The sequence below is a fragment of the Bradyrhizobium sp. genome, from assembly GCF_035273305.1.
Taxonomy (GTDB): Bacteria; Pseudomonadota; Alphaproteobacteria; order Rhizobiales; family Xanthobacteraceae; genus Bradyrhizobium.
This window is the reverse complement of record NZ_DATEPI010000150.1, coordinates 1-23,576: the sequence shown is the minus strand read 5'-3', so window position 1 is coordinate 23,576 and position 23,576 is coordinate 1. Positions and strand designations below refer to the sequence as shown.

General features: G+C 59.4%; 24 protein-coding genes. 16 read left to right on the top strand and 8 right to left on the bottom strand.

What is annotated here, in order from left to right:
* Positions 1-179 precede the first annotated feature (179 nt).
* Positions 180-2,309, top strand: coding sequence for an acetate--CoA ligase family protein (locus tag VJV58_RS10205; RefSeq protein ID WP_324137221.1), 2,130 nt, complete (start codon positions 180-182; stop codon positions 2,307-2,309).
* Positions 2,310-2,401: 92 nt separating this feature from the next.
* Here the strand turns inward: VJV58_RS10205 and VJV58_RS10200 are convergent, their stop codons facing one another.
* Complete coding sequence (locus VJV58_RS10200; protein ID WP_324137220.1) at positions 2,402-3,031, bottom strand: thiamine pyrophosphate-dependent enzyme; 630 nt, start codon at positions 3,029-3,031, stop codon at positions 2,402-2,404.
* An 8-nt stretch (positions 3,032-3,039) separates the two neighbouring features.
* Entirely contained in the window at positions 3,040-3,597 is a 558-nt protein-coding gene (locus VJV58_RS10195; RefSeq protein WP_324137219.1) for a decarboxylase, read from the bottom strand.
* A gap of 370 nt (positions 3,598-3,967) precedes the next feature.
* Between VJV58_RS10195 and VJV58_RS10190 the strand changes: the two genes are divergently transcribed.
* Complete coding sequence (locus VJV58_RS10190; protein WP_324137218.1) at positions 3,968-5,017, top strand: hydroxyacid dehydrogenase; 1,050 nt, start codon at positions 3,968-3,970, stop codon at positions 5,015-5,017.
* A gap of 338 nt (positions 5,018-5,355) precedes the next feature.
* Here VJV58_RS10190 and VJV58_RS10185 read toward each other — a convergent pair whose 3' ends face one another.
* Positions 5,356-6,543, bottom strand: coding sequence for an FAD-dependent monooxygenase (locus VJV58_RS10185; RefSeq protein WP_324137217.1), 1,188 nt, complete (start codon positions 6,541-6,543; stop codon positions 5,356-5,358).
* Positions 6,544-6,651: 108 nt separating this feature from the next.
* Here VJV58_RS10185 and VJV58_RS10180 point away from each other — a divergent pair, with 108 nt between their 5' ends.
* The gene (locus VJV58_RS10180) at positions 6,652-7,656 is read left to right on the top strand and encodes a tripartite tricarboxylate transporter substrate binding protein (RefSeq protein ID WP_324137216.1); all 1,005 of its coding nucleotides are present in this window, start codon (positions 6,652-6,654) and stop codon (positions 7,654-7,656) included.
* Here VJV58_RS10180 and VJV58_RS10175 read toward each other — a convergent pair.
* On the bottom strand, positions 7,643-9,085 hold the full coding sequence (locus tag VJV58_RS10175; RefSeq protein ID WP_324137215.1) for an aspartate ammonia-lyase: 1,443 nt from the start codon (positions 9,083-9,085) through the stop codon (positions 7,643-7,645). The genes VJV58_RS10180 and VJV58_RS10175 overlap by 14 nt on opposite strands.
* Before the next feature lie 195 nt (positions 9,086-9,280).
* On the opposite strand from VJV58_RS10175, the gene VJV58_RS10170 reads away from it, so the two are divergent.
* From VJV58_RS10170 to dusA, 11 genes are all read left to right on the top strand, one after another.
* Entirely contained in the window at positions 9,281-10,216 is a 936-nt protein-coding gene (locus tag VJV58_RS10170; protein ID WP_324137214.1) for an ornithine cyclodeaminase family protein, read from the top strand.
* 77 nt (positions 10,217-10,293) lie between these two features.
* Positions 10,294-11,241 (top strand): LysR family transcriptional regulator, encoded by a 948-nt coding sequence (locus VJV58_RS10165; RefSeq protein ID WP_324137213.1) that lies wholly within the window; start codon positions 10,294-10,296, stop codon positions 11,239-11,241.
* Positions 11,242-11,404: 163 nt separating this feature from the next.
* Entirely contained in the window at positions 11,405-12,430 is a 1,026-nt protein-coding gene (locus VJV58_RS10160) for a nitrilase-related carbon-nitrogen hydrolase (protein ID WP_324137212.1), read from the top strand.
* A 14-nt stretch (positions 12,431-12,444) separates the two neighbouring features.
* On the top strand, positions 12,445-12,993 hold the full coding sequence (locus VJV58_RS10155; protein ID WP_324137211.1) for a RidA family protein: 549 nt from the start codon (positions 12,445-12,447) through the stop codon (positions 12,991-12,993).
* Between the two features lie 27 nt (positions 12,994-13,020).
* Positions 13,021-13,416, top strand: a complete 396-nt coding sequence (locus tag VJV58_RS10150; protein WP_324137210.1) for a RidA family protein — start codon at positions 13,021-13,023, stop codon at positions 13,414-13,416.
* 24 nt (positions 13,417-13,440) lie between these two features.
* Positions 13,441-14,676 (top strand): amino acid ABC transporter substrate-binding protein, encoded by a 1,236-nt coding sequence (locus tag VJV58_RS10145; RefSeq protein WP_324137209.1) that lies wholly within the window; start codon positions 13,441-13,443, stop codon positions 14,674-14,676.
* 31 nt (positions 14,677-14,707) lie between these two features.
* Positions 14,708-15,574 carry a branched-chain amino acid ABC transporter permease gene (locus tag VJV58_RS10140; RefSeq protein WP_324137208.1) on the top strand — a complete coding sequence of 289 codons (867 nt, stop codon included), beginning with the start codon at positions 14,708-14,710 and terminating at the stop codon, positions 15,572-15,574.
* Entirely contained in the window at positions 15,571-16,506 is a 936-nt protein-coding gene (locus VJV58_RS10135; RefSeq protein ID WP_324137207.1) for a branched-chain amino acid ABC transporter permease, read from the top strand. Before VJV58_RS10140 ends, VJV58_RS10135 begins: the two co-directional genes overlap by 4 nt.
* On the top strand, positions 16,499-17,248 hold the full coding sequence (locus VJV58_RS10130) for an ABC transporter ATP-binding protein (RefSeq protein ID WP_324137206.1): 750 nt from the start codon (positions 16,499-16,501) through the stop codon (positions 17,246-17,248). The genes VJV58_RS10135 and VJV58_RS10130 overlap by 8 nt, the downstream gene beginning before the upstream one ends.
* A complete protein-coding gene (locus tag VJV58_RS10125; protein WP_324137205.1) occupies positions 17,241-17,972 on the top strand; it encodes an ABC transporter ATP-binding protein in 732 nt (243 codons plus the stop codon). The genes VJV58_RS10130 and VJV58_RS10125 overlap by 8 nt, the downstream gene beginning before the upstream one ends.
* A gap of 132 nt (positions 17,973-18,104) precedes the next feature.
* A complete protein-coding gene (gene dusA, locus VJV58_RS10120; protein ID WP_324137233.1) occupies positions 18,105-19,097 on the top strand; it encodes a tRNA dihydrouridine(20/20a) synthase DusA in 993 nt (330 codons plus the stop codon).
* Between the two features lie 8 nt (positions 19,098-19,105).
* Here the strand turns inward: dusA and VJV58_RS10115 are convergent, their stop codons facing one another.
* The 4 genes from VJV58_RS10115 to VJV58_RS10100 form a co-directional block, all read right to left on the bottom strand.
* Positions 19,106-19,618: a TIGR02281 family clan AA aspartic protease gene (locus VJV58_RS10115; RefSeq protein WP_324137204.1), complete on the bottom strand. Its 513-nt coding sequence runs from the start codon at positions 19,616-19,618 to the stop codon at positions 19,106-19,108.
* 25 nt (positions 19,619-19,643) lie between these two features.
* Positions 19,644-19,853: a DUF1289 domain-containing protein gene (locus VJV58_RS10110; RefSeq protein ID WP_324137203.1), complete on the bottom strand. Its 210-nt coding sequence runs from the start codon at positions 19,851-19,853 to the stop codon at positions 19,644-19,646.
* Between the two features lie 46 nt (positions 19,854-19,899).
* Complete coding sequence (locus tag VJV58_RS10105; RefSeq protein WP_324137202.1) at positions 19,900-21,504, bottom strand: HAMP domain-containing sensor histidine kinase; 1,605 nt, start codon at positions 21,502-21,504, stop codon at positions 19,900-19,902.
* Between the two features lie 152 nt (positions 21,505-21,656).
* Positions 21,657-22,526, bottom strand: coding sequence for an NAD(P)-dependent oxidoreductase (locus VJV58_RS10100; RefSeq protein ID WP_324137201.1), 870 nt, complete (start codon positions 22,524-22,526; stop codon positions 21,657-21,659).
* Between the two features lie 214 nt (positions 22,527-22,740).
* On the opposite strand from VJV58_RS10100, the gene VJV58_RS10095 reads away from it, so the two are divergent.
* Both VJV58_RS10095 and VJV58_RS10090 read left to right on the top strand, forming a co-directional pair.
* Positions 22,741-23,130 (top strand): VOC family protein, encoded by a 390-nt coding sequence (locus VJV58_RS10095; protein ID WP_324137200.1) that lies wholly within the window; start codon positions 22,741-22,743, stop codon positions 23,128-23,130.
* 116 nt (positions 23,131-23,246) lie between these two features.
* Positions 23,247-23,576 (top strand): iron-sulfur cluster assembly protein (locus VJV58_RS10090; protein ID WP_324137199.1); only part of this gene is annotated, 330 nt, incomplete at its 3' end.

Below are 23,576 nucleotides of genomic sequence, written 5' to 3'. Positions count from 1 at the left end.
GCCACCTTGACAAGGGCGCGGCTGGCATACCAAATGCCATGATGCCGAATGACGGCCCCAATCTCGATAGTGCGGCCCTAGGCCGCCCCGCCCTGTCCCAGTGCCGGGAACACCGCAGGTGAAACGTCGTCCGATGCGACGCGTTCGCCGGAATCAAAGAAACCTCAAGGAGGAAGCCAATGCCGAATTCCAAAGATGCGGTTCGCAAAATACTGGACGGGGTCAAGGCGGACAGACGCACCAGCCTGACCGCGCCGGAAGGCAAACTGGTGTGCGATGCTTACGGCATTGCTGTTCCGAAGGAAGGCGTGGCGAAATCCGCAGCCGAAGCAGCGAAGATCGCGACGGATATGGGTTTCCCGGTCGTGATGAAGATCGTCTCGCCGGATATTCTGCACAAAACCGAAGCTGGCGGTGTGATGGTGGGCGTGAAGAACGCCGCCGAGGTCGAAAAGAACTACGACGCCATTCTGGCCAATGCCAAAAAATATAAAGCCGACGCCAAGATCGAGGGAATTCAAGTTCAGCAGATGTTGCTGGGCGGACAGGAAGTAATCGTTGGCGCGGTCACCGACGGATCGTTCGGCAAACTTGTCGCGTTCGGTCTCGGCGGCGTGCTGGTGGAAGTTCTCAAGGACATTACGTTCCGTCTTGCGCCAGCAACGAAGCAAGACGCGCTCTCGATGCTCGACGGCATCCAGGCGCACGAGATGCTCAAGGGCGTGCGCGGCAGCGATCCCGTCAATCGCGAAGCGATTGCCGAGATCATCGTCAATGTTTCCCGATTGATCACCGACTTCCCTGAAATCACTGAGATGGATCTTAACCCGGTCTTCGCAACCAAAGCCGACGCGATCGCCGCCGACGTGCGTATCGTCGTTGACTTCGCGCCGAAGCCGGCGCGCCCGCGCCCAAACCATGACGACATCGTGCGTCAGATGAACCGGATCATGAAACCGAAGTCGGTCGCTGTGATCGGTGCTTCCGCCGAGAGCGGCAAGATCGGCAACTCCGTGATGAAGAATCTCATCAACGGCGGTTACAAGGGCGAGATCTACCCGATCCATCCGAAGGCGGATGAGATCATGGGCAAGAAGGTGTACAAATCGGTCAAGGACGTGCCGGGCGAAATCGATATCGCGGTTTTCGCGATTCCGGCGAGCCTTGTCGCGTCGGCCCTGGTCGAATGCGGCGAGAAGAAAGTGGTCGGTGCGATCCTGATTCCGTCCGGCTATGCCGAAACCGGCAACGTGAAGGGCCAGGAGGAAATTCAGGCGATCGGCCAGAAATACGGCATCCGCCTGATGGGGCCGAACATCTACGGTTTCTATTACACCCCCGCCAATCTGTGCGCGACGTTCTGCACCGCCTATGACGTGAAGGGCTCCGCGGCGCTGTCCTCGCAGTCCGGCGGCATCGGCATGGCGATCATCGGATTTTCTCGCTCCGCCAAAATGGGCGTCTCCGCGATCGTCGGTCTCGGCAACAAGTCCGACATCGATGAGGACGATCTGCTGACGTTCTTCGAGCAGGACGACAACACTCAGATCATCGCCCAGCATTGCGAGGATTTGAAGGACGGCCGCTCGTTCGCGGAGGTCGCCAAGCGGGTATCGAAGAAGAAGCCGATTGTTGTCTTGAAGGCAGGCCGGACGTCAGCGGGCGCCAAGGCGGCGAGCTCCCATACTGGCGCGCTCGCCGGCAACGACAAGATTTATGAAGACGTCTTCAATCAGTCGGGCGTGATCCGCGCACGTTCGCTGCGCGACATGCTGGAATTCGCCCGCGGCGTTCCAGTACTGCCGACGCCGAAAGGCGAAAATGTCGTCATCATCACGGGGGCTGGCGGTTCGGGCGTGCTGCTGTCGGATGCCTGCATCGATAACAAGTTGTCCTTGATGACGATCCCGCCGGATCTGGATGCAGCGTTCCGCAAATTCATCCCGCCGTTCGGCGCGGCAGGTAATCCGATAGACATCACCGGGGGCGAGCCGCCGATCACCTATGTCAACACCGTGAAGCTCGGACTTGAAGACCCGCGCATTCACTCGCTGATCCTCGGCTACTGGCACACCATCGTGACACCACCGATGGTGTTCGCAAAGAATATGGTCGAGGTGAAAAACGAAATGAAGGCAAAGGGTATCGAGAAGCCGATCGTTGCGTCGCTAGCCGGAGATATCGAGGTCGAAGAGGCCGCCGACTATCTTTACCAGAATGGCATCGTCGCCTACGCCTATTCGACCGAAATTCCGGTCGCGGTGCTCGGCGCCAAGTACAAGTGGGCGCGCGGCGCGGGCCTGCTTTAAATCAAGTTACGTCACCACTGTCGCGCAAAAATGCCGCCCCAGTTCTGGCGGCATTTTTTTGCCAGCACGCTCGCCTGCGCCGCTGCTCTGTTTCACAGGGCCTCGCGTACGCCGAGTCCCAGCATAAAACGCTCCCTGATCTGCACGGGATCCCTGCGGGTTGCGCCAACGCCCGGCTTCTCATCGATGCGAACACCGATCAACATCGGTGCCGACGCTGACAACGATTGGTCAACCAGGCGCTCAAAGTCCTCCTCGTCGGCCGCCCACGCGCTTTCGGAGAGCCCGCTGCCGATCGCGATGGCAACAATATCCGATACCGCCGCGGCCGGAGTCGGTTGCGAGCCCGTGATCTGGTAAAGTCCGTTATCCATCACGATCATGCAGAGGTTCTTCGGCTTGAGTGCCGCGATGGTCGAGAGGCAGCCCAGCTGCATCAGCAGCGAGCCGTCGCCCTCCAGCGCGAACACGCGACGGTTAGTCTGCGCCAGTGCGACGCCGAGCGCGATCGGAAAAGCCAGGCCCATGCTGCCCAGCATGTAGAAGTTCTGCGGACGATGGCCCGCCGCCCATAGATCGAAATTGGTGTTGCCGATGCCGCCGATCACGGCTTCCTCATTCTTGAGCTTTGCGACCAGCCGCGAGGTGAGGTCGAATCGGTTCATCACCTTGGTATTGCGGGTGGCGGTGCTGCGGGCAGGGGAGTTGGTTGCCGGGCTCATGGACTCGCTCACTTCTCGAATACTTTGCCACCGGTCAACAATGGCGACAGAATCAGCGCCACTGGAGCCTGCGTGGTGATGGCCTGCTTGATCGATCGGTCGACGATGAACTCAAATTCGTCGAGCCGCGTCGCGGTGTGGTGTTCCACGGCCAGCGACGCGAGTACTGGCCGCATAGTCCGGCAGACTAGCGACTGTCCGTAGTTGAACTCGCCAAGCGTGCCACGCTCCGACACGAACATGATGAGCGGGATCTGGTAGGGGATCGCCAGCGATGCCAGCACATTCGCCAGTGTGGCGAAGCCCGAAGTCTGCATCAGCACCGCACCGCGCATTCCGCCCATCCACGCTCCGGACACAATGCCTACGGCTTCCTCCTCGCGCGCGGTCGGAAATGTAACAAAGAAAGGATCGGCGTGAATATTCTTGATCAGCGTGGTCAGCACGCGATCCGGAACATAAGGCACGAGGCGGATCTCGTTACGCTTGAGCGTTTGCAGCACCACGTCATACCAGGCCTTCCCGTCAGAAGGCTCTTGCGATGCTGGTTCGGCCGCAGCCGCCATCGGATTCTCCCTTGCGTTCCCGACGACTTCTTCGCGAGATCATCGCGGCCGCCCTTATGATGAGAGCGCCGAAACTTGACGCGATCCCCAGGATTGTCAACATGTCCTGGATGTCGTGATCTGCAAGTTGCGGCGCGGCCTCTCATCCGCGGGCGTGCGATAAACAACCGAAAGAAATTGGGAGGGATGCCTTGAGCAGGCGGTCTTCAGGCAGGCGCTTTTTGGGCAGTTCGTTGCTGATCGCTGGCCCGATCATACAGTCTGCCGGCATGAAAGCCGAATGGCACCCAATCATTTCTGGCCCTCGTCATCAGGCCCAACTGGCCAGCAGGGCCGAAACCTGAATTTCCCGAACTGAAAGTCCGCAATAATGTCCGTCAACAACAAGCGGGTGTTCTACGTCAAATATCTCGCAAACGAGATCTATGCGGAAATTTTGCGGGCGCGGCCGGATGTGCGGCTCGATCGGCTCGAGAACGAAAGTCCGGAGGAAATCGCAGCGCCGATCCTGTCCGCCGCCCACGCCTACCAGGTCGGCGCGGCGCGCGATGAGCTTGCCAGGCATTTCCATGTCGATGCAGATCTGCTGCGACGAGCACCAAATCTCCTGATCGTTTCGAGTAATGGCGCGGGCTTCGATCCCGTCGATGTGGACGCCTGCACCGCGGCAGGCGTGCTGGTGGTTAACCAATCAGGCGGGAATGCCCACTCGGTGGCCGAACACGCTCTCGCAATGCTGCTCACGCTTTCGAAGCGCATTATTCAGGCCGATCGGGCGCTGCGGCGCGAGCCGAATGTCAATCGCAACGCCTTGATGGGCACCGAAGCACAGGGAAAGACGATCGGGATTGTCGGACTTGGCAATGTGGGCCGCCGGATCGCTGCGTTGTGCCGGGGGCTGCTCGGCATGAACGTGCTTGCATACGATCCGTATTTGTCGGCAACCGAAATGTCGGAGCGAGGCGGCGAGAAGGTCAAGTTGGATGAGTTACTGCGCCGCTCGGACTACGTTTCCATTTCATGTCCGCTGACAAAGGAAAGCCGCGGCATGATCGGCGCGCGCGAGTTCGCACTGATGCAGCCGCACGCCTATTTCATTACGACTGCAAGGGGCTTCATCCATGACGAAACAGCACTTGTTGATGCGCTGCGTAACAAGCTGATCGCGGGGGCAGGGCTGGATGTTTGGGCCAAAGAGCCGCCCACGCCGGACCATCCGTTGCTGCAGTTCGACAATGTGCTCGCGAGCCCGCACACGGCCGGAGTGACCCGGGAGGCGCGGGAGAACATGGGCCGGATAGCCGCCGAGCAAATGCTCGACGCGCTCGACGGCAAGCGGCCGCCGCGTATCATCAACTCAGAGGTATGGCCGGCGTATGCCAAGCGCTTCGAGCGGACCTTCGGATTCGCGCCGGCATAATCCCCGCGTAATCAACGAAAGTTCGTGGGGAAAAATATCGCTCGTCGCTCACTTGATCGAAGCAATAAATTCACTGCCGATCCAGAGAGAACGGTGAGGGCATTGCTATTTCCTAACCGCTCTCGACTTGGCTACCGCAGGCCATAGTTTCTTGTTCCGGTAGCGTTATCACGGACCGGTTGTCCGCTGGCGCGCCAGGAGCCTGCGATATGAGACGATTGCGTTCATTGCTGCGTGACAAGCCATCCCGGTTCGGCCGCCGGCTCGCTCAAATCGTCGCCATTGCAGCGGCGAGCCTTCCGGCTGCCGGCGCATAAACAGACAATTTAGACAAAACTCTACGCCAGCAGGGCTGCTGCCGCGGCTTGCGCATACGGCACGACGTCATGGTCATAAAGCCGCCTGCGGAACGCGGCATGCGCGGTGATCTCCGCATCTCTGACGCCGAGATCGGAATGAACGGAATCATATCGCAGCCCGTTCTCCCGCGCCCCGCGCTGGACCTGCGCCACGCGATCGCGGCGAAGCCGTTCGTAGGCGAGGAGGGCCTGAGGCGCGCTGGCCCGGTCCGCACGCGCCAGTATGGTCGCGAGCGCCATGCCGTCCTCGATCGACTGATTGGCGCCCTGTCCCAGATGCGGAAGCATTGGATGCGCGGCATCGCCGAGGAGGCTGAGCCGCTGCCGGGTCCAGCTCGGCAGTGGCTCGCGATCGTATAGCGCCCATCGGAAGGTGAGCTGAACTTCCTTCAACAGTTCATGGATGCGCGGATCCCACCCCGCAAAAGTCTGCCGAAGAACATCGGGATCGCCCGGCGCGGTCCAGGATTCTTTCATCTCCTCGTCGGTCGGGACGAAGCCGACATAGTTGATCAACTCTCCGGCGCGTACCGGAAACGCGAGGAAATGCCTTCCCTTGCCGAGCCACATTTGCCAGCGGTCGGTGGGCCAATCCGGCACGCGGTGATGCGGCACGAGACCGCGATAGGCAACGGAGCCCGAGAACACCGGTTCGGACGACGCAAACACATGTCGACGAAGCTCGGAGTGAATACCGTCCGCGGCGATCACGATATCCGCCTCGGCCGACGCGCCGTTGGCGAAGGACACCCGAGCCTTGCCGGCGTCCTGTTCGAACCCGGTACAACGATGTCCGACATGGAGTGCGCCAACGGGCAGCGCATCGGCCAGCATCTGGACGAGGTCGGCACGATGCATTCCGAAAGTCGCATTCCAGCCGGAAGAGTCGGTCACCTGCACTGGCGCAATCGGAGTTCCGTCCTCGCGGAAATAACGGGAATCGCCACCGACGCGGGCGCCCCACTTCTGTACCGCAGGTTCCAGTCCAATCCTCTTCAGGTGCCGCACACTGTTGGGAGTCAGAAACACGCCGGCCCCGATTTCCCCGATGGCAGGCGCCTGCTCGTAGATGCGAACCCGTAAACCTGACGCGGCAGCAAGCGCATTGGCTGCGAACAGCCCGCCAATCCCGCCTCCCACCACAATGACGTCAAGACGGGATTGCACCATCAACTCCTTGCGTGGGAAAACCTTGCTTGCGTCTTTGTATCCTCACACGGAGCGGGGGCATTTGCCAAGCTTGAGGCCGTGCTCGAAAATCAGGGGGAGCGACTGATGTTGTCCGCGTATTCCCAGCCGTTGCGAGTTGCGCGCCGACGAGCATGCCTAGCAGTGCTGTTTGCGAGTTCCGTCGCCATCGCCTTCAGCACGGCACGTGCGACCGATTATCCGGATCGTCCAGTGAAAATCATCGTGCCCTTCGCGGCAGGAGGAACCGCCGATGCGATCCCGCGCCTTGTCGGAGATTGGCTCTCGCGCAAATGGGGCCAGCCCGTCATCATCGAGAACCGCACCGGAGCCGCCGGAAATATCGGCGCCGATTTCGTGTATCATTCGCCTCACGATGGTTACACGCTGCTTTCCTCACCGCCGCCGCCGCTGGTGATTAATCAAAGCCTCTACCCGAATCTCACTTTTGATGCGGCCAAGTTCGAGCCGATCATTGTGATGGCGCACGTGCCGAACGCGTTGATGGTGAATCCAAACAACATCAAGGCCTCGAGTGCGCCCGAACTGATCGACTATCTACGCAAGAACCCGGATCAGGTTACGGCTGCTACTCAGGGAAACGGCACTACGTCGCATCTCACCGCCGAACTATTCAACGTTATGGCGGGGGTGAAGCTGCGTTTCATTCCCTATCGAGGCTCGGCCCCTGCGCTTCAGGGTCTGCTGGCCGGCAACGTTGACGTGATGTTTGATAATCTCGGTGTTTCGCTCCCACTCGCCGAGGCCGGCAATCTCAAGCTGCTCGCCGTCGCCTCCGCCCAGCGTCTGTCCTCGCTTCCCAACGTACCGACGATTGCAGAAACGCTGCCCGGTTTCGAGGCGGTCGCATGGTACGCCATAGTGGCTCCGCCGGGCACGCCGAAAGCGATCACGGCAAAAATCAACGTCGATGTGAATGAAGCGTTGGCCCAACCGGACATACGCGAACGTCTGAAGAAATTGTCAGCCGAGGTGTATGGCGGTTCTTCGGAAAAAGCCGCCGACTACATGCGCGAAGAGGTCAACCGGTGGGCCGACGTCATCAAGAAAGCAAACATCAAGCTCGAATAGTTGCGCCGGTTTTCAGCTCACCCAACATACGGCCGGCATCCAGCGCATCGTCCGCTTCCAAAGCTCCCATTAGTCCGTGCTCTATCACGGTATTTCGGATGGTTTTGCCGGATTGCAGGGCGTCATTCGCCATCCGCGCTGCAATCTCGTAGCCGAGAAGAGGGACTAGCGCTGTGGCGAGACACACGCTTTGGTCAAGATACTGACGGCAAGCAGTTGGATTTGCCAAAATGCCGCCGATGCAGCGCGTGGTCAACGTATCCACCCCATTGATCAGGAGCTGCAATGAGGAGAGAAGATTAAATGCAATCAGCGGCTCCATTGCATTGAGTTGGAGCTGCCCGGCTTCGGCGGCCATGCCGATTGCGACATCATTTCCCGCCACCTGAAACGCAATCTGATTGATCGCCTCCGCAATTACCGGATTTACCTTTCCGGGCATGATGGATGACCCGGCCTGAACACTCGGCACCGTGATCTCGCCAATGCCTCCACGCGGGCCGCTTGAAAGCAAACGCAGATCATTCGCGAGCTTCGAAAGCGTCAGTGCCGATTGCTTGAGCCAACCAGAACAAAGTACGAGCGCGCTCACATCCCAGCTTGCACTGACGAGGTCGTCGGCCAGCTTCAGGGGCAGGCCAGTCAATTTGCTCAATTCAGAAATCACAGCGGCGGCATAGCCCTCGGGAGCGTTGATCCCGGTTCCTATCGCGGTGCCGCCCAAATTGATTTCATGGAGATTGCCGACAATCAGGTCGCCATTCCTGATGTCCCTGCGAATCGCGCTGGCGAAAGCCTTGAATTCCTGACCCAAGGTCATTGGGACGGCATCCTGAAGCTGCGTTCGTCCCAGCTTCATGATGTCCTTGAATGCAACCCCGCGCTCGTCCAGCGCGGTAGCGAGCGCGCAAAGTCTCGTCCGGTACTCTTTGTGAAGACGCAGTGTCGCAATACGGACGGCCGTCGGATACGTATCGTTGGTTGATTGAGAGAGGTTGACGTCGTCGTTCGGGTGAAGCGCGTCGTAATCGCCTTTGGACCGATTGAGGTGCTCGAGGGCACGATTGGCTATAACCTCGTTGACGTTCATGTTTGTCGAGGTACCGGCGCCGCCCTGAAGGACATCGATCGGAAATTGTGTGTCGAGTGATCCGGATTCGAGATCACGGCAAGCGCTCTCGATCGCTTCAGCCTTCTCGGCGTTCAAAACACCAAGCCGCGCGTTCGCGCGCGCTGCGGCAAGCTTGATTGAACCATACGCTCGCAACAGCGCGGGAAACTGGCTGAGGCGCATTTCGGAAAGCTGGAAGTTATCCAGCGCCCGCGATGTGTGGATGCCCCAATAGGCATCGATCGGGATGTCTTTCTGGCCAAGCGAATCGTGTTCCTGCCGAAACCCTCGCGCGCGATTTTGAGATTGTAAGAGCACGTTGCGTCTCCAGTTTGCCAGTACAGGCTAGAGCACATCGCGCACGCTGGAGAAGACGTAACTCGGCATTCGTCCGTTGCCGGATTCAGCGAATGTTGCCAATCGAGCATCGCACCGTAATCCAAATCGCACTGTTCGTCACACTCACCGAAATACATAATTGACGTCAGGCCGATCTGAACGTGGAGACTGAATGTGCGAATTGTGTCGAAGGCGGAGATCGCGGACGTCCTCACGTTCTCGAAACTGATACCGGCGTTGAGGGCAGGCTTCATCGATCATAGTCATGGACGCGCACACTCCGCGCCGATCACGAATATTGATTTTTCCTCAGTGAACGGAGAGATGCACATCAAGCCCGGATATCTTCTGTCGGACAACAATATCTGCGTGAAGCTTGTAACTTGCTTCTACGACAATCCCGGCAGGGGACTTCCGACCCGCGATGGCACGATCGTCGTTGCAGACCGGCAGACCGGACAGTTCAAGGCCGTCCTGTGTGATGGAGGGCTGATCACCGATATGCGGACCGCGGGCGCCAGCGCCGTGGCGGTCGATGCGCTTGCTCCGGAGGGCGGGATCGAGCTCGGCATTATCGGCACCGGCACACAGGCGTTCTGGCATGTCGCCGCGATCGCCTGCATACGGAAGATTCACGCCGTGAAAATCTGGGGACGGAACGAACTCAAATCCAAGGAAGCCGCTGGCCGAATCAGCCGCGAACTAAACATTGATGCCGAGGCAACGGCATTGCAGAAAGTGGCCCATTGCGACGTTGTTGTATCGGCAACGCCGGCACGTTCACCGGTCCTGACCACGGAAGTACCCAAGCCCGGCTGCGTCATCGTCGCGATGGGCGCCGACGCCGTGGGAAAACGGGAGATCTCGGCAAGGTTTGCTCCGAAGCTTGCGCGTGTCGTCGCCGACAGCATCAAACAGTGCAAGGTGTACGGCGAGTTGCAGTGGCCCGAATTGGCTGCGCGCGAGGCTTACGATCTAGGCGAGGTCCTGTCGCAAAAAGCCACTTTCAAGAACCGGCATCCAGATGATGTGGTCCTGTTCGATTCGACAGGGCTTGGATTTCAGGATGCCGTCGGCGCTCAACTCGTTTTGAGTTCGCTGGGCGTCTAGGAAATCAGTTCAAGCGTGCGGCTCGAAAGATATCCCAATAGGTGCTAGGGTTTTGACGTTTGTCATCTGGGCGCGTCATGCAGACCAACGTTCTGCGCTACTTTCTCGAAATTGTGCGCGCCCGGTCAATCCGGGCGGCGGCTGAGAATTTGCACATTGCTGCGTCGGCGCTCAGCCGGCATCTGGCCAATCTCGAGCATGAATTTGGCGTTCCACTTCTGGAGCGGCTGCCGCGAGGGATACGCCTAACACCCGCGGGCGAAGTGTTCGCTGCTGGCGCCGCCCAGACGCTGCGACAGGTCGATCGCATACGAAGCGAAATTGACGATCTGCGCGGGCTGCAGCGCGGTCATGTGGTCATTTACGCGGTGGAAGGCGTTGTGGCCGATTTCCTGCTGCCGGTTCTTGGCCGCTTCGGCCGGACCTATCCGAAGATCACCTACCATATCGAGGTGACCGGCACCGAACAGGTTCTACACGCCTTGAGGAATGACCTCGGCGACATCGGGATCGCGTTCAACCCTAGCCCGGATTCTCACATCGAAGTCGTGTACGATGCCAAACATCCGGTATATGCGGTTGTCTCACGTAAGCATCGCCTCGCCGGCAAAAAATTTCTCACGATTGAGGATTTGGCAAAAGAAACCCTCGGATTACCGGATCTGTCGTTCGGGGTCCGGCGGCTGTTGGATCAATGCGCGGCCAAGCTCGGAATTGCCATCGAGCCCAGCCTCACCATCAATTCGATCGAAATGGCCAAGGCGTATGTCCGATCCGGTGCCGGCATTTCGGTTCTGCCCGCCTTTGCAGTCGTGCGCGAGTGTGCCGCGGGTGAATTGATTGCAATCGCGATTCGCGATGAAAACCTCACGCATGCCGTCGTGTCGTTGTGCGTGCAGCGAAACCGGGTTCTATCAACCGTCGGACAGCGCCTGCTGGTTGACGTCAACGCCGCGTTGAAAGCATTTACCGCTGCGAATTTTTCCATCGAGCGTCGGAAAAAGCCTCGTCTGCTCGAGCGATAGCATCCAGCCTCAAAACCGACAGCACTCAGACCCTCCTGCTTTGGTGCACCGCTGTTCGCTTTTTGAGAACGCGTCGATGCTGCAATTCTTCTTCTTATTCTCGCCCGCTCCGGATCAACTGAGCGCGTTCACCCGCGCGCGCCGCAAGAGAAAGAAATTCAAAATGACAAGAACGCGAGAGAGAAATGTCATTGAGGTCGCGGTGGTCCAGGCCGCGCCGGTTGGCTTCGACGTTGCGCGCACCATTCAGAAAGTCGGCAACCTTGCCGCCGATGCTGCCCGGCAAGGTGCAAAGCTAGTGGTCTTCCCCGAAGCCTTCGTGTCTGCTTATCCGCGTGGCATGGGTTTCGGCACTGTGGTCGGCTCGCGGCAACCCGAAGGGCGGGAGCTGTTCAGGCTCTATTTGGAAGGCGCGCTGGAGCTACAGGGGCCCGAATTCGACAATCTGGCTGCGGTTGCAAAACAGAACCAGATCCATCTCGTGATCGGCGTACTCGAGCGCGACGGCTCGACCATTTATTGCACGGTGCTGTTCTTTGCGCCCGATGGAACGCTGCTCGGCAAGCATCGCAAACTGATGCCCACTGGTGCCGAGCGGCTGATCTGGGGACAGGGCGACGGTTCGACCATCCCGGTATTCGGGACCGAGGTCGGCCGGATCGGCGCCGTCGTCTGTTGGGAGAATTACATGCCGGCACTTCGCATGGCGATGTATGCAAAGGGCATCGAGATGTTCTGCGTCCCGACCGTCGACAGCCGAGAGACGTGGCTGCCGAGCATGCGTCACATTGCGCAGGAAGGTCGCGTGTTCGTCCTGTCGTCCGCACAGTTCGCACGCCGCGGCGATTATCCCGCTTTCTTCGACACGGAATTCGGAAGCGATGCCAGCACCGTTGTATCAAGGGGTGGAAGCTGCATCATCGGACCGCTCGGTGAAATTCTGGTCGCTCCCAACTTTGATGGCGAGTGCATTCAGCGAGCGTCGCTCGACCTCAAAGACCTTGACAGGGCGCGGTTCGATTTCGATCCGGTAGGGCACTATTCCCGGCCCGACATATTCCAGTTGCTTGTCGATGAGACGCCCCGAACGAACATGCGCTCGGTCAATCGCGCGTGCGAATCGAGCGTCAACTCACCATCCATCGCCGCTCTGCAATCGCTCGCCGGCCCGAACCAATCAAACTGTTAGGAAAGGGTAACACCATGAAAATTGCTCGCAGGAATCTGATTCTCGGTTCTGCCGCCATCGTGGCCGGAAGTGCCGCTGTCCGGCAGGCTGTTGCTGCCGGGAACGTCGATCGCAAGTTAACCGAGCTCAATATCGTGCTGCCCGAGAGCGGCCCCGCACCAGTCGCCAATTATGTGCCGACGCTGATCGAGGGATCGATGGTCTATATCTCCGGGCAAATTCCCTTCCGGGGCAAGGAGCTTGCTTTCAAGGGACGCCTGGGTGCGGAGTTGACGCTTGAGGACGGCCGCGCTGCTACCCGCATCGTCGGCTTGAATATGCTTGCTTTGCTCAAGAAGCAGCTTGACGGCGATCTTGATCGTATCCGGCGCGTGGTGCGGATCGACGGCTTTGTATCGTCGGCTGCGGATTTCTTTCAGCAGGCCCAGGTCATGAACGGAATCTCGGATTTGATGGTTGAGGTCTTCGGCGATGCGGGACGACACACGCGCACGGCCGTAGGGGTCAACGTGCTGCCTCTGAATGCGCCCTGCCAAATCAACGCCGAATTCGCGGTAAGTTGACGGCCTAGAGGGCAGCGGGAATCATAAATGGGGATCGAGCATATCAACGTGCCCGGATTGTCCGAGGCCATTGCGGCGCGTGGCGTTCCGCTCACGGTCGCCACGCGAGCCAATGGATTTGCGTTCATTTCCGGTCTTCCGCCGATTGATCCCGTGACCGGAACGATGGTGAAAGGTGACATCGTCGCCCAGTTGCGTCAGGCGATGTCCAACCTCAGCCTTGCACTTCAGCATGCCGGCTCATCGCTCGAAAGCACGGTGATGCTGACAATCTACGTTTCGAATTCGGGATATTTTTCCACCATAAATCAGATCTACCGCGACTATTTTCCGGGCTTTCCGCCAGCGCGTACATGCGTCACAGTAGGCTCTTGGCCTTTCGAGGCCGATCTGGAAGTCGAAGCCATCGCTGCAATTGATTGACGACGTTAACAGAGGAAATTCGTCATGAGCATCTCTGGTAAAAGCGCCGCGCGAGCCGCCGGCTTGCCCCGTCTATTACTTTCACTGATCGTCGCGGCCGGATGCTGGCAATTTTCGACAGCACGGGCATCCGCTGAGGATGTCATTCGCTTCGGCGCGCCGCTTCCGCTAACGGGGCCTTTGGCGCCCGAAGCTGTCAAGCAACAGCAGGGGTATGATCTCTGGGCCGAACAGGCGAACAAGGCCGGAGGCATTTCGGTCGGCGGGAAGAAGTACAAAGTAGAGATCGTCTACGCTGATTACCAGTCGAACACGCCGCGCGCGGTGCAGACGACAGAACAGATGATCACGCAAGACAACGTCAATTTTCTGTTCGCGCCGTTCGGCTCCGGAGCGACCAAAGCGGCGAGCTCGGTTTCGGAGAAGTACAAGGTTCCGCTCATCGCCGCGACAGCCTCATCCGCCCAGGTCTACGACCAGGGTTATAAATATCTGTTCGGCACCTTCACACCTAACGACACGCTGACCACGCCGTTGACGGAGATCATCAAGGCCAAGGCACCCGACGTTAAGAAGGTTGCAATCCTTGCACGTAATGATCTGTTTCCGTTGGCGATTGCCCAGGAAATGGAGAAGTCCGCCAAAGCCAACGGCTTCGAGGTGGTTTACTTCGAGAAATATGCGATCAACACTCTCGATCACTCAGCGACGCTGTCGCAGATGAAGTCGCTGGCGCCGCAATGGATATTCGTCACCGGCTACACAAACGATCTGCTGCTGGTTCGCAAGCAAATGGTCGACCAGCAGATCAAGGCGCCCGTCGTGACGATGATTGCGGGACCAGCCTATCCGGATTTCATCGAAGCGGCCGGCCAGAGCGCCGAGAACCTGAGCAGCGCGGCATGGTGGCATCCGGCCGAGCAATATGCGGGCAAGGATATTTTCGGAAGCACGTCCAATTTCGTCAAGCTGTTCCGCGACAAATACAAGAGCGAGCCTGACTATGGCCAGGCTTCGGCCGCGGTATGCGGGGCCATCTTCCAGATGGCAATCGAGCGCGCCGGCTCGCTGGATCGCGACAAGGTCCGCGACGAGTTGGCGAAGTTCGATACGGTCACGTTCTTTGGTCCGGTGAAGTTTGGCAGCAATGGCCAGATCAATTCACTGGAGCCGCCGGTATTCCAAATTCAAGGAGCGAAGCCGGTCGTGTTGTTTCCTCAGGCCATCAAACAGGGCGAATTCAGGCTCGGCGTAAACTGAGCGTTCGTGCCGTGAGGCGGGGGGAAGCGGAATGTTGGCGGTCCAGGTTCTGATCAATGCCTTGGTGCTGGGCTGCCTTTATGGGTGCATCGCCATCGGCTTTTCGCTGGTCTGGGGCGTCCTGAACGTCATCAATCTGATCCACGGCTCGTTCATTGTTCTCGGCGCCTACCTGGCGTGGGCAGCCTATCAATGGCTGTCGATCCCGCCCTGGTTTGCGCTGGCAATCGCCGCGCCATTGTTTTTCGGGCTCGGCTATCTCCTTCAGCAGCTCGTGCTGAATCGGGTGATTACCGCGCCAGTGCTGGTCACCTTGACGCTGACGTTCGGGCTCGACCTGATCCTGAACAATGTGATGATCTACTACTTCAAGGCGGATTATCGAAAATTGACATTGAGCCCGCCGATGGGGTCGGTCTCGATCCTTGACGTCGTCGTACCGGTGGACCGGCTGCTGGCAACCGCGTCCGCGCTGGCTTTGACCGGGCTGCTGTATCTGCTGCTGCGGCGGTCGCGCATCGGCCGCGCCATCGTTGCGGTCCGGCTCGACCGCGATGCCGCGGTCCTGATGGGCGTCGATGTCAAATCGATCTATGCCATCGCATTTGGCCTCGGCGCGGCGCTGGCGGGCTGTGCCGGAGTCCTGATGTCGTTGATCTTTCCGATCTCGCCGCTGACGTCGGCTACTTTTCTGGGCAAGTCCTTCGTCGTCTGCGTGCTTGGCGGCCTCGGCAGTGTATCCGGCGCGCTGGCCGGAGGCCTGCTGCTGGCCTTCGTTGAAGGTTTCGGCTCCACGCTCGTTGGGCCTTCACACGCCATTACGCTGTCGTTCGGGCTGCTCATCATCTTTTTGATCGTCCGGCCACAGGGTCTCTTGGGCCGAAAAGGTTTCGAATGACGCGGTCCAACCTGGCGCTGCTGCTCTTGATCGCCTGCGTGGCGGGATTGCCGTTGTTCGGCGGACCCTATGCGTTGCGGCTCGGCACTATCGCCTGCATGTACGCCGTTCTGGCGCTGTCCTGGAATGTGGTCGGCGGCTTCGCTGGATATCCGTCGTTTGCGACGGCGGCGTTCTTCGGCTTTGGCGCGTACGCGACGGGCGTGTTGCTCAACGATGGCGTGGCGCTCACGTTGTCGGTGATTGCCGCACTGATCTCGTCCTTTGCGTTGGCCGCCTTGCTGGGCACGGTACTGCTGAGGCTACGCGGTCATTATTTCGCGATTGCCAGCCTGTCGCTGGTCGAGGTGCTGCGCGAGCTTGTCAACAACGCCACCGATCTGACGGGCGGCGGGATGGGGCTGAACATTCCCCTGACGTCCGGCTCCGGTATTCTGGCTGATGCGAGCTTCTTCTTTTTTGCGATGTGGGGGCTGCTGCTCGCCACCGCACTTGTTGTGATCGCCGTTTCCTCATCCAAGTTGGGGTTTGGCCTTGCTTGTATCCGGCAAAACGAAACCGCTTCCAACATGGTAGGTTTGAATGCCACGCTTTACAAAAGCATCGCGTTCGGCCTGTCGGCGTGTTTTGTCAGCGCGGCCGGCGGGATTTATGCCGCCTGGGTGCACTACATCGATCCGTCAGACGTCTTCGACATTCTATATTCGGTCAAGCCGATCGTGATGGCGTTGATGGGCGGCCTCGGTTCGCCGTTTGGTGTTGTCTGCGGCGCTCTCCTTTACCTCGGTTTGGAAGAGGTGGTTTGGCGCAATTACATCCAGATTCACAGCGGCGTGCTCGGTGTTCTGATCGTGATGCTCCTGCTGTTCCTGCCGCATGGCCTCACCTCGCTGCGGACCAGCATGTTCTGGGGCAAGGCAAAGCATGTCTGAGATCCTACGCCTCAATCGTGTGTCGCGCCGCTTCGGCGGTCTGACGGCTCTGCGCGAGGTCACGATAACCGTGAACAAAGGCGAGGTGCTCGGGCTGATAGGTCCGAACGGTGCGGGCAAGACGACGCTTGTGAACACGGTGTGCGGAGTAACGCCGGCGAGTTCAGGCACGGTTACATTCAACAACCAGGACATCACCCGACTGAAGACCTACCAGACCGCGCGTTTGGGTCTGTCGCGCACCTTCCAGATCGTGCAACCCTTTGCCGAATTTACCGCGCTCGATAACGTCGCGGCGGCGGCACTGTTTTCCCAACCCGGCAACAGCCTGAAATCCGCGCGCGAGGAGGCCCGCGCGCATCTGAACTTCGTCAAGCTCGACGCCCAAGCCGATCAATCGGCCGCGACGCTTACGCTGGCGATGCGAAAGCGGCTGGAGCTGGCGAAGGCGCTGGCGATGAAGCCGAAGCTGCTGTTCCTCGATGAGGTCAACGCCGGATTGAACAGTGCCGAGGTCGCGCGCGCAACAACGCTGATCCACCAACTGGCCGCGAGTGGCATCACGATCGTGATGATCGAGCATTTGATGAAGGTGGTGCTGAATGTCTGCACTCGCATCGCGGTGCTGCACAATGGCCAGCTGATCGCCGATGGGCAGCCACGCGATGTCATCAAGGAACCTGCAGTGGTGGATGCGTATCTCGGCCAGCAATATGCGCAGCGGAACGCCGCGCATGTCTGACCCCTTGATCATCGAAGTGCGAGATCTCAACGCCGGCTATGGCGAGATCCAGGTGCTCTGGGGCGTTGAGATGGCCGTGTGCAGCGGCAAGATCACTGCACTGATAGGCTCTAACGGAGCCGGCAAAACCACGCTGATGCGCGCTTTGTCCGGATTGATTCCGGTCCAATCCGGTTACTACGTCTCTGATGGCGAGGATCTCTCGAAGGCCACGGCGGCGCGAATCCTCGGGCACGGTATCGTGCACGTACCCGAGGGCAGGCGGCTGTTCGGCGCCATGAGCGTCGAAGACAATCTCCTGATGGGAGCTTACTGCCGAAATGTCAGTCGCCATGAGGTTTCCCGCGGCCTTGACCGGGTCTACGCGACGTTTCCGAAGCTGCGCGAGCGCCGAAATCAGGCTTCGGCAACGCTGTCCGGCGGCGAGCAGCAGATGTGCGCCATCGGTCGAGGATTGATGAGTGCGCCACGTTTGTTGATGATCGATGAACTCTCGCTCGGGCTGTCGCCGCTGCCGGTGGAGCAATTGGTCGCTGCATTGCGGGTGCTGAACGCCGAGGGCATGTCGATTCTGCTCGTCGAACAGGATGTGACCACCGCACTGGACCTGTGCCATACGGCCTACGTTATGGACATGGGTCGGATAGTAAGGTCTGGATCAGGAGAGAAGCTGCTCGCTGATCCGATTATTCGGGATGCGTATCTCGGCGTTCCACAAGACTGAAATTCGACGAGAAAAAAGCAGGATGCTGGAGCGTTCCGGCAGCTCTTCCGTTGCAGAAAACGCGTGCAGTTTGGTGTAGTTTGGCACGCGCACGCTCGCTCGCCGTCTTAACAATTGCAAGCTAACTCGTTGATGTATCAAGACTATCTCTTTTCAGTCGCCCCGATGATGGACTGGACCGACCGGCATTGCCGCGTCTTCCACCGTCTGATGAGCCGCCGTGCGCGACTTTACACGGAGATGCTGACTACCGGCGCCATTCTTCATGGCGACCGAAACCGGCTGCTCGGTTTCGATGCGAGCGAACATCCGGTCGCGCTTCAGCTTGGCGGTTCCGCGCCCGCCGATCTCGCGACAGCCGCAAAGATCGGTGAGGATTTCGGATACGATGAGATCAACCTCAACGTCGGCTGTCCGTCGGACCGCGTGAAGGACGGCCGTTTCGGTGCGTGCTTGATGGCCGAACCGAAGCTGGTCGCGGATGGCGTCAAGGCCATGAAGCGGGCCGTCAGCATTCCCGTGACGGTGAAGTGCCGGATCGGTATTGACGATCAGGATCCGGAATTCGCGCTCGACGAATTGGCCCGAGGTGTTATCACCGCCGGTGCCGATGCCCTGATCGTTCACGCTCGCAAGGCCTGGCTCAACGGGCTCTCGCCGAAGGAAAATCGCGATATCCCGCCGCTCGATTATCACAGGGTTTATCGCCTGAAAGCCGCATGGCCGGATGTGCCGATTATCATCAACGGAGGCATCGGCAGCCTTGCGGAAGCGAAGCAGCACCTCGGCTTTGTCGATGGCGTCATGCTGGGGCGAGCCGCCTACCAGGAGCCGTGGCGATTGCTCGCAGCCGATTCCGAGCTGTTCGGAGAGCCGGCCCCCCACGCCACGATGAAAGACGTATTCGCGGCGATGCTGCCTTACATTGAAGCCGAGCTCGCCAGGGGCACCCGGCTGCATTCGATCACGCGGCATTTCGTCGGCGCATTTCATGGCTTGCCCGGCGCTCGCGCTTTCCGACGCCATCTCGCAGAGAATGCGATCAAGCCGGCAGCCGGTATCGGCGCCTTGTGTGACGCAATCGCGCTGGTCGAGGACAGCCCGGTGAAGCCGATCGCTGCGTGAACCGAATTCTACGGGTAGCCGTGGAGCATCAGCCTATCAGCGTGGACTTCCCAGCTTTCTAGCCGATCCAGGAAACTCATGCCGAGCAAATTGGTCTTCATCTGCCCGTGCGGCACCACCAGGGCTGGCACGGAGCGCTCGACCAGCTTACCGATTGCTAAGCGGTCGAGCGTGAGCCGGGCGGCCTTGGTGTGCCCGCCGGCGGTCTCGACATCGACGTCATACTCCAGCAACTCCAGCGGCAGCCCCGCGGCCTTGGCGGTCTCATAGGTCAGCACCACCGAAGTAGCGCCGGTGTCGATCACCATGGGCGCAGTGACGCCATTGATCCTCGCCTTTAGCGTGAACTCGCCGCTTTGTCCGCGTGCGATCTGCACGGCGCGTCCCGCGGCGCTACTGCGCTTGCGTAGGACGTTGGAGATGTTGTCTGTCGCGCGCGCAATCTGTTCCGGATCCTTGTAGGCGATCACGGCGGCGGTCGCGGCAGCGACAACCAACAGTACCAGCAAGAAACGGCTCACGGATGGCTCCCGACCGAAATGTCCGTTAGCCGATGCTTCGACCGGCTGCCTTTGCCGGCTGCTCCAGGCCGGCGTCGACCATGCGTGTTGCGAGCTGTGTCATGATCGCCTGCCGCTCGGCGCTCTCCATTCGATGCCAGCGCGCGATTTCCGGCAATGTGCGTCCACAGCCGAAACAGAGATTGGTTCTGGGATCGATCATACAAACTGCGATGCACGGAGTTTCTTTGCTCATTTTGCAAGTTTGAAGCGTATTCGGTCAATTTGTGCAAGCACTCCGACTACAGTCCAGTCCCGGCGATCATGATCGGCTTTCGGCGCACCCGCCGCTTGTCGATCGAGCTGCTATTACCTGTGCTTTCCGGCTGTAGTGGAGGCGCCTCGTCAGTCAGCGGAGCCAGCGCGGACATCACCCGCTCCGGCGGGAAGGTGACGATGACTTCGGTACCGAAACGAAGCTTCGATCTGAGCGTGAACGTACCGCCATGCAGGTCTATCAGGCTTTTTGCAATCGGAAGTCCAAGCCCAGCGCCTTGTTCGGCGGACTTGATCGAGTTGGAGCCCTGACCGAACGAGGCGAGCACGATGGGGATTTCGTCTTCCGCGATTCCGGAACCGGTATCCCTGACGCTTAGATATTGCCCGCCGGATGCGGTCCACCCCGCCTTCAGCCAGATTTCTCCGCCTTGTGGCGTAAACTTGATCGAATTCGAAAGCAGATTGAGCACGATCTGCCGTATCGCCCGCTCATCCCCCCAAATGCGCGGCATACTCTGCTCGAACACCTCGTGAATGGTGATGCCGCGACTCGAAGCGCGCAATTTCAGCAGATGATGGCAGTCGGCGACAACATGCACCAGCGATACCGCTTCTTCATTGAGATCGTACCTGCCGGCTTCGATGCGCGACAGGTCGAGAATTTCGTTGATGAGATTAAGCAGGTGCACGCCCGAATTGTGAATATCGGCGGAATATTCCTTGTAAACCGGCACCGCATGTGCACCGAAAATTTCGCTCTTCATCACCTCGGAAAATCCGAGAATCGCATTCAGCGGTGTCCGTAATTCGTGACTCATTTGAGCCAGGAAGCGGGACTTGGCCACGTTTGCCGCCTCCGCGCGATGGCGAGCTTCATCGGAGATCGATTTTGCCTGCTCGAGCTCGCCGATCAGCGCGTCTTTTTCGGCGCGCGCTTCCAACGTTGCCAGCGTCGTGGAATGCAGGCGATGCGCGAGTAGGGCAAAATACCCTTCCGCCGCGAGCGCCAGCACCGCTAGCACGTAATTGTCGAAGGTGCCGCTCAGCACCAGGTTCAGCACGATCGCCGCGGTGACCGGAATAGTTGCGACAAGTGCGGCGATCGGCAGGTTCGCCGCGATCATGCTGGATACTGCAATCACTAGCAGCATCAGGAACATCATCAGCGTGTTCGAAACGATATCGAGACCCGCCGGGTGGATCAGGATGGCGGTCCAGCACACGCCATAGAGCAAGTCGAGCAGAATAAAGCGCGTGCGCCACATCCGGCTCAGGTTCAGTGACGGGGACTCGGCGAGAAACCTGTCGCAACAGCGGATGATGGCCGCGTGAATGCACATCATGCCGCAGGTCCAGGCCCCTGCCGAAACCGTTTGCATCCACAAGCCAAACAGGATGCCGGTCGTCACCACGAGCAAGATGACGACGTACGAAGCCGATATACGCGTCTGGGCGTATTGCCGCAGCAGTTCGCGATCGAATGCGGGACGGGTTCCGCTGGTGGACGTTAACCGGTCGCGGGCCTCGCGCACCCGCTGCGCCGCTGCGCGTCGATTGCTGCCCGGCGCTGCAATCTTCGTTTCAGCCGGAAGCTGGACAACTTCAGGCTTATCGGCGGTTTTACTCATCAAACAACACAAATCCTGCCCGCTAACGGCCGCGAGCGTTTGCATTGTCTATCTCTGGCGCTAAATCATTAAGAGGTGCCTTAAAGCACTAAAGAATCAGCTTAACAGGAGCTTAAATTAACCTGTTGCGCCGTTCCGAATTCGGTGCGGACTCAGCGCTGCAGGCGAGCAAGCAGGCTGGAAGTGTCCCACCGCTTGCCGCCCATCTTTTCGACCTCTGAATAGAATGCATCTACCAGGGCCGTGACCGGCAGGCTGGCGCCGTTCCGCCGCGACTCGGCGAGACAGATCGATAGATCCTTCCGCATCCATTCGACCGCAAAGCCGAAATCGAATTTCCCTTCGTTCATGGTCTTGTAGCGATTTTCCATCTGCCAGGATTGGGCCGCGCCTTTTGAGATGGTGTCGATCACAGCCTGGACGTCGAGTCCCGCTTTTTTGGCGAAGTGAATCCCTTCCGAAAGACCTTCGACAAGCCCGGCAATGCAGATCTGGTTGACCATCTTGGTCAGTTGACCTGAGCCTGCTTCACCGAGTCGTTTGCACATCCTTGCATAGGCTGCGATCACCGGTTCGGCGCTCGCATAAGCATCCTCGCTGCCGCCACACATGACCGTCAAAACTCCGTTTTCGGCACCGGCCTGCCCACCGGACACCGGCGCGTCGACGAACTTGAACCCGCGTTTGTTGGCTTCGGCGTCAAGCTCGCGCGCAACCTCCGCCGAAGCGGTGGTATGGTCCACAAAAATCGCGCCCTTCTTCATGCCGGAGAACGCGCCACCTTCGCCTATCGTGATCGCGCGCACATCATTGTCGTTGCCGACACAAGCCATCACGAAATCCTGGCCTTGCGCGGCCACCTGCGGCGTCGGCGCTGTCTTGCCACCGAATTTCTCGGCCCACGCCTTGGCCTTGGCTTCTGTCCGATTGAAGACGGTTACGTCGTGGCCACCTTTTTTTGCTAGATGTCCTGCCATCGGGAAGCCCATGACGCCGAGACCGAGAAAAGCGACTTTAGCCATGTGTACAACCTTGTTTTGCCGGCATTGATCAGCCGACGTGTTCTGGGGAGGGCGCGGTGGGCTGGTTCGAACCTCGAAACAGGGTTCCGCTCATGATGTGGAGCGCGCACAATAAACCCTGCGCAATGAAGGGCAACGCCCCTGTTTGGCGGCCAGGAGAGCTTTTGTGCTAGGGTCGGCCTCAAACTCGATCTTCGAATGGAGGGAATGACGTATGGGCGTAGGCGTGCTCGATCATTTCAACATCAGGACCCGTAAGCTCGCTGAAACGGTCCGTTTCTATGAGGATGTGCTTGGGCTGGAGAAGGGCGCGCGCCCGAACTTCGCTTTCCCCGGGGCATGGATGTACAGCGAGGGGAAGCCGGTGGTGCATCTGGTGGACATTTCGCCGACCGACGAGCAACAGAAGGCCGACTCCGGCGTTGTCCACCATGTCGCCTTTGCGAGCCGGGGATTCGCTGGAATGAAGCAGCGGCTTCAGTCCAAGGGCATGGAGTTCGATGTTCGGCAGGTGCCCGGCGGCGATCTCTGGCAGATTTTCGTAAATGACCCAAACGGGGTCATGATCGAACTGAATTATGAAGCCGCGAAAGAGCAGGGCTGAGGCGCGGGAAACCCTGTCTAAAGCCGTCGACTGCGCAAGCCTGATGCCACACAAGTGGGGTATGCTTTCGGGCCGGAGCGAATTATCTGTCGCGTCCAAATGTGGGGAGATACGCATTGAGCGTGACGCAGCAGCAGGTTCTCGATGCCTTGGCCAGGGTGGTTTCGCCGCGCGGCATCGCGCTGACCGAAGCGAATGTCTTGTCGGCGATCACTGCCAATGATGGCAAGGTATTCTTCTCGATCAATGTCGACGCAGGGGAGGCCCGCGCCTGGGAAAACGTGCGAGCCCAGGCGGAAGCGGCCGTGCGTGCGATTCCCGGCGTCACCACGGCAATGGTCGCGTTGACGGCCGAGCGCAAACCGGGCGCGGCGGCGGCGCCACCTCCTCACCGGCATGCGCCGGGCGTCGCCCCCGTCTCGTCGCATCGGCCGCCCCAAGGCCCT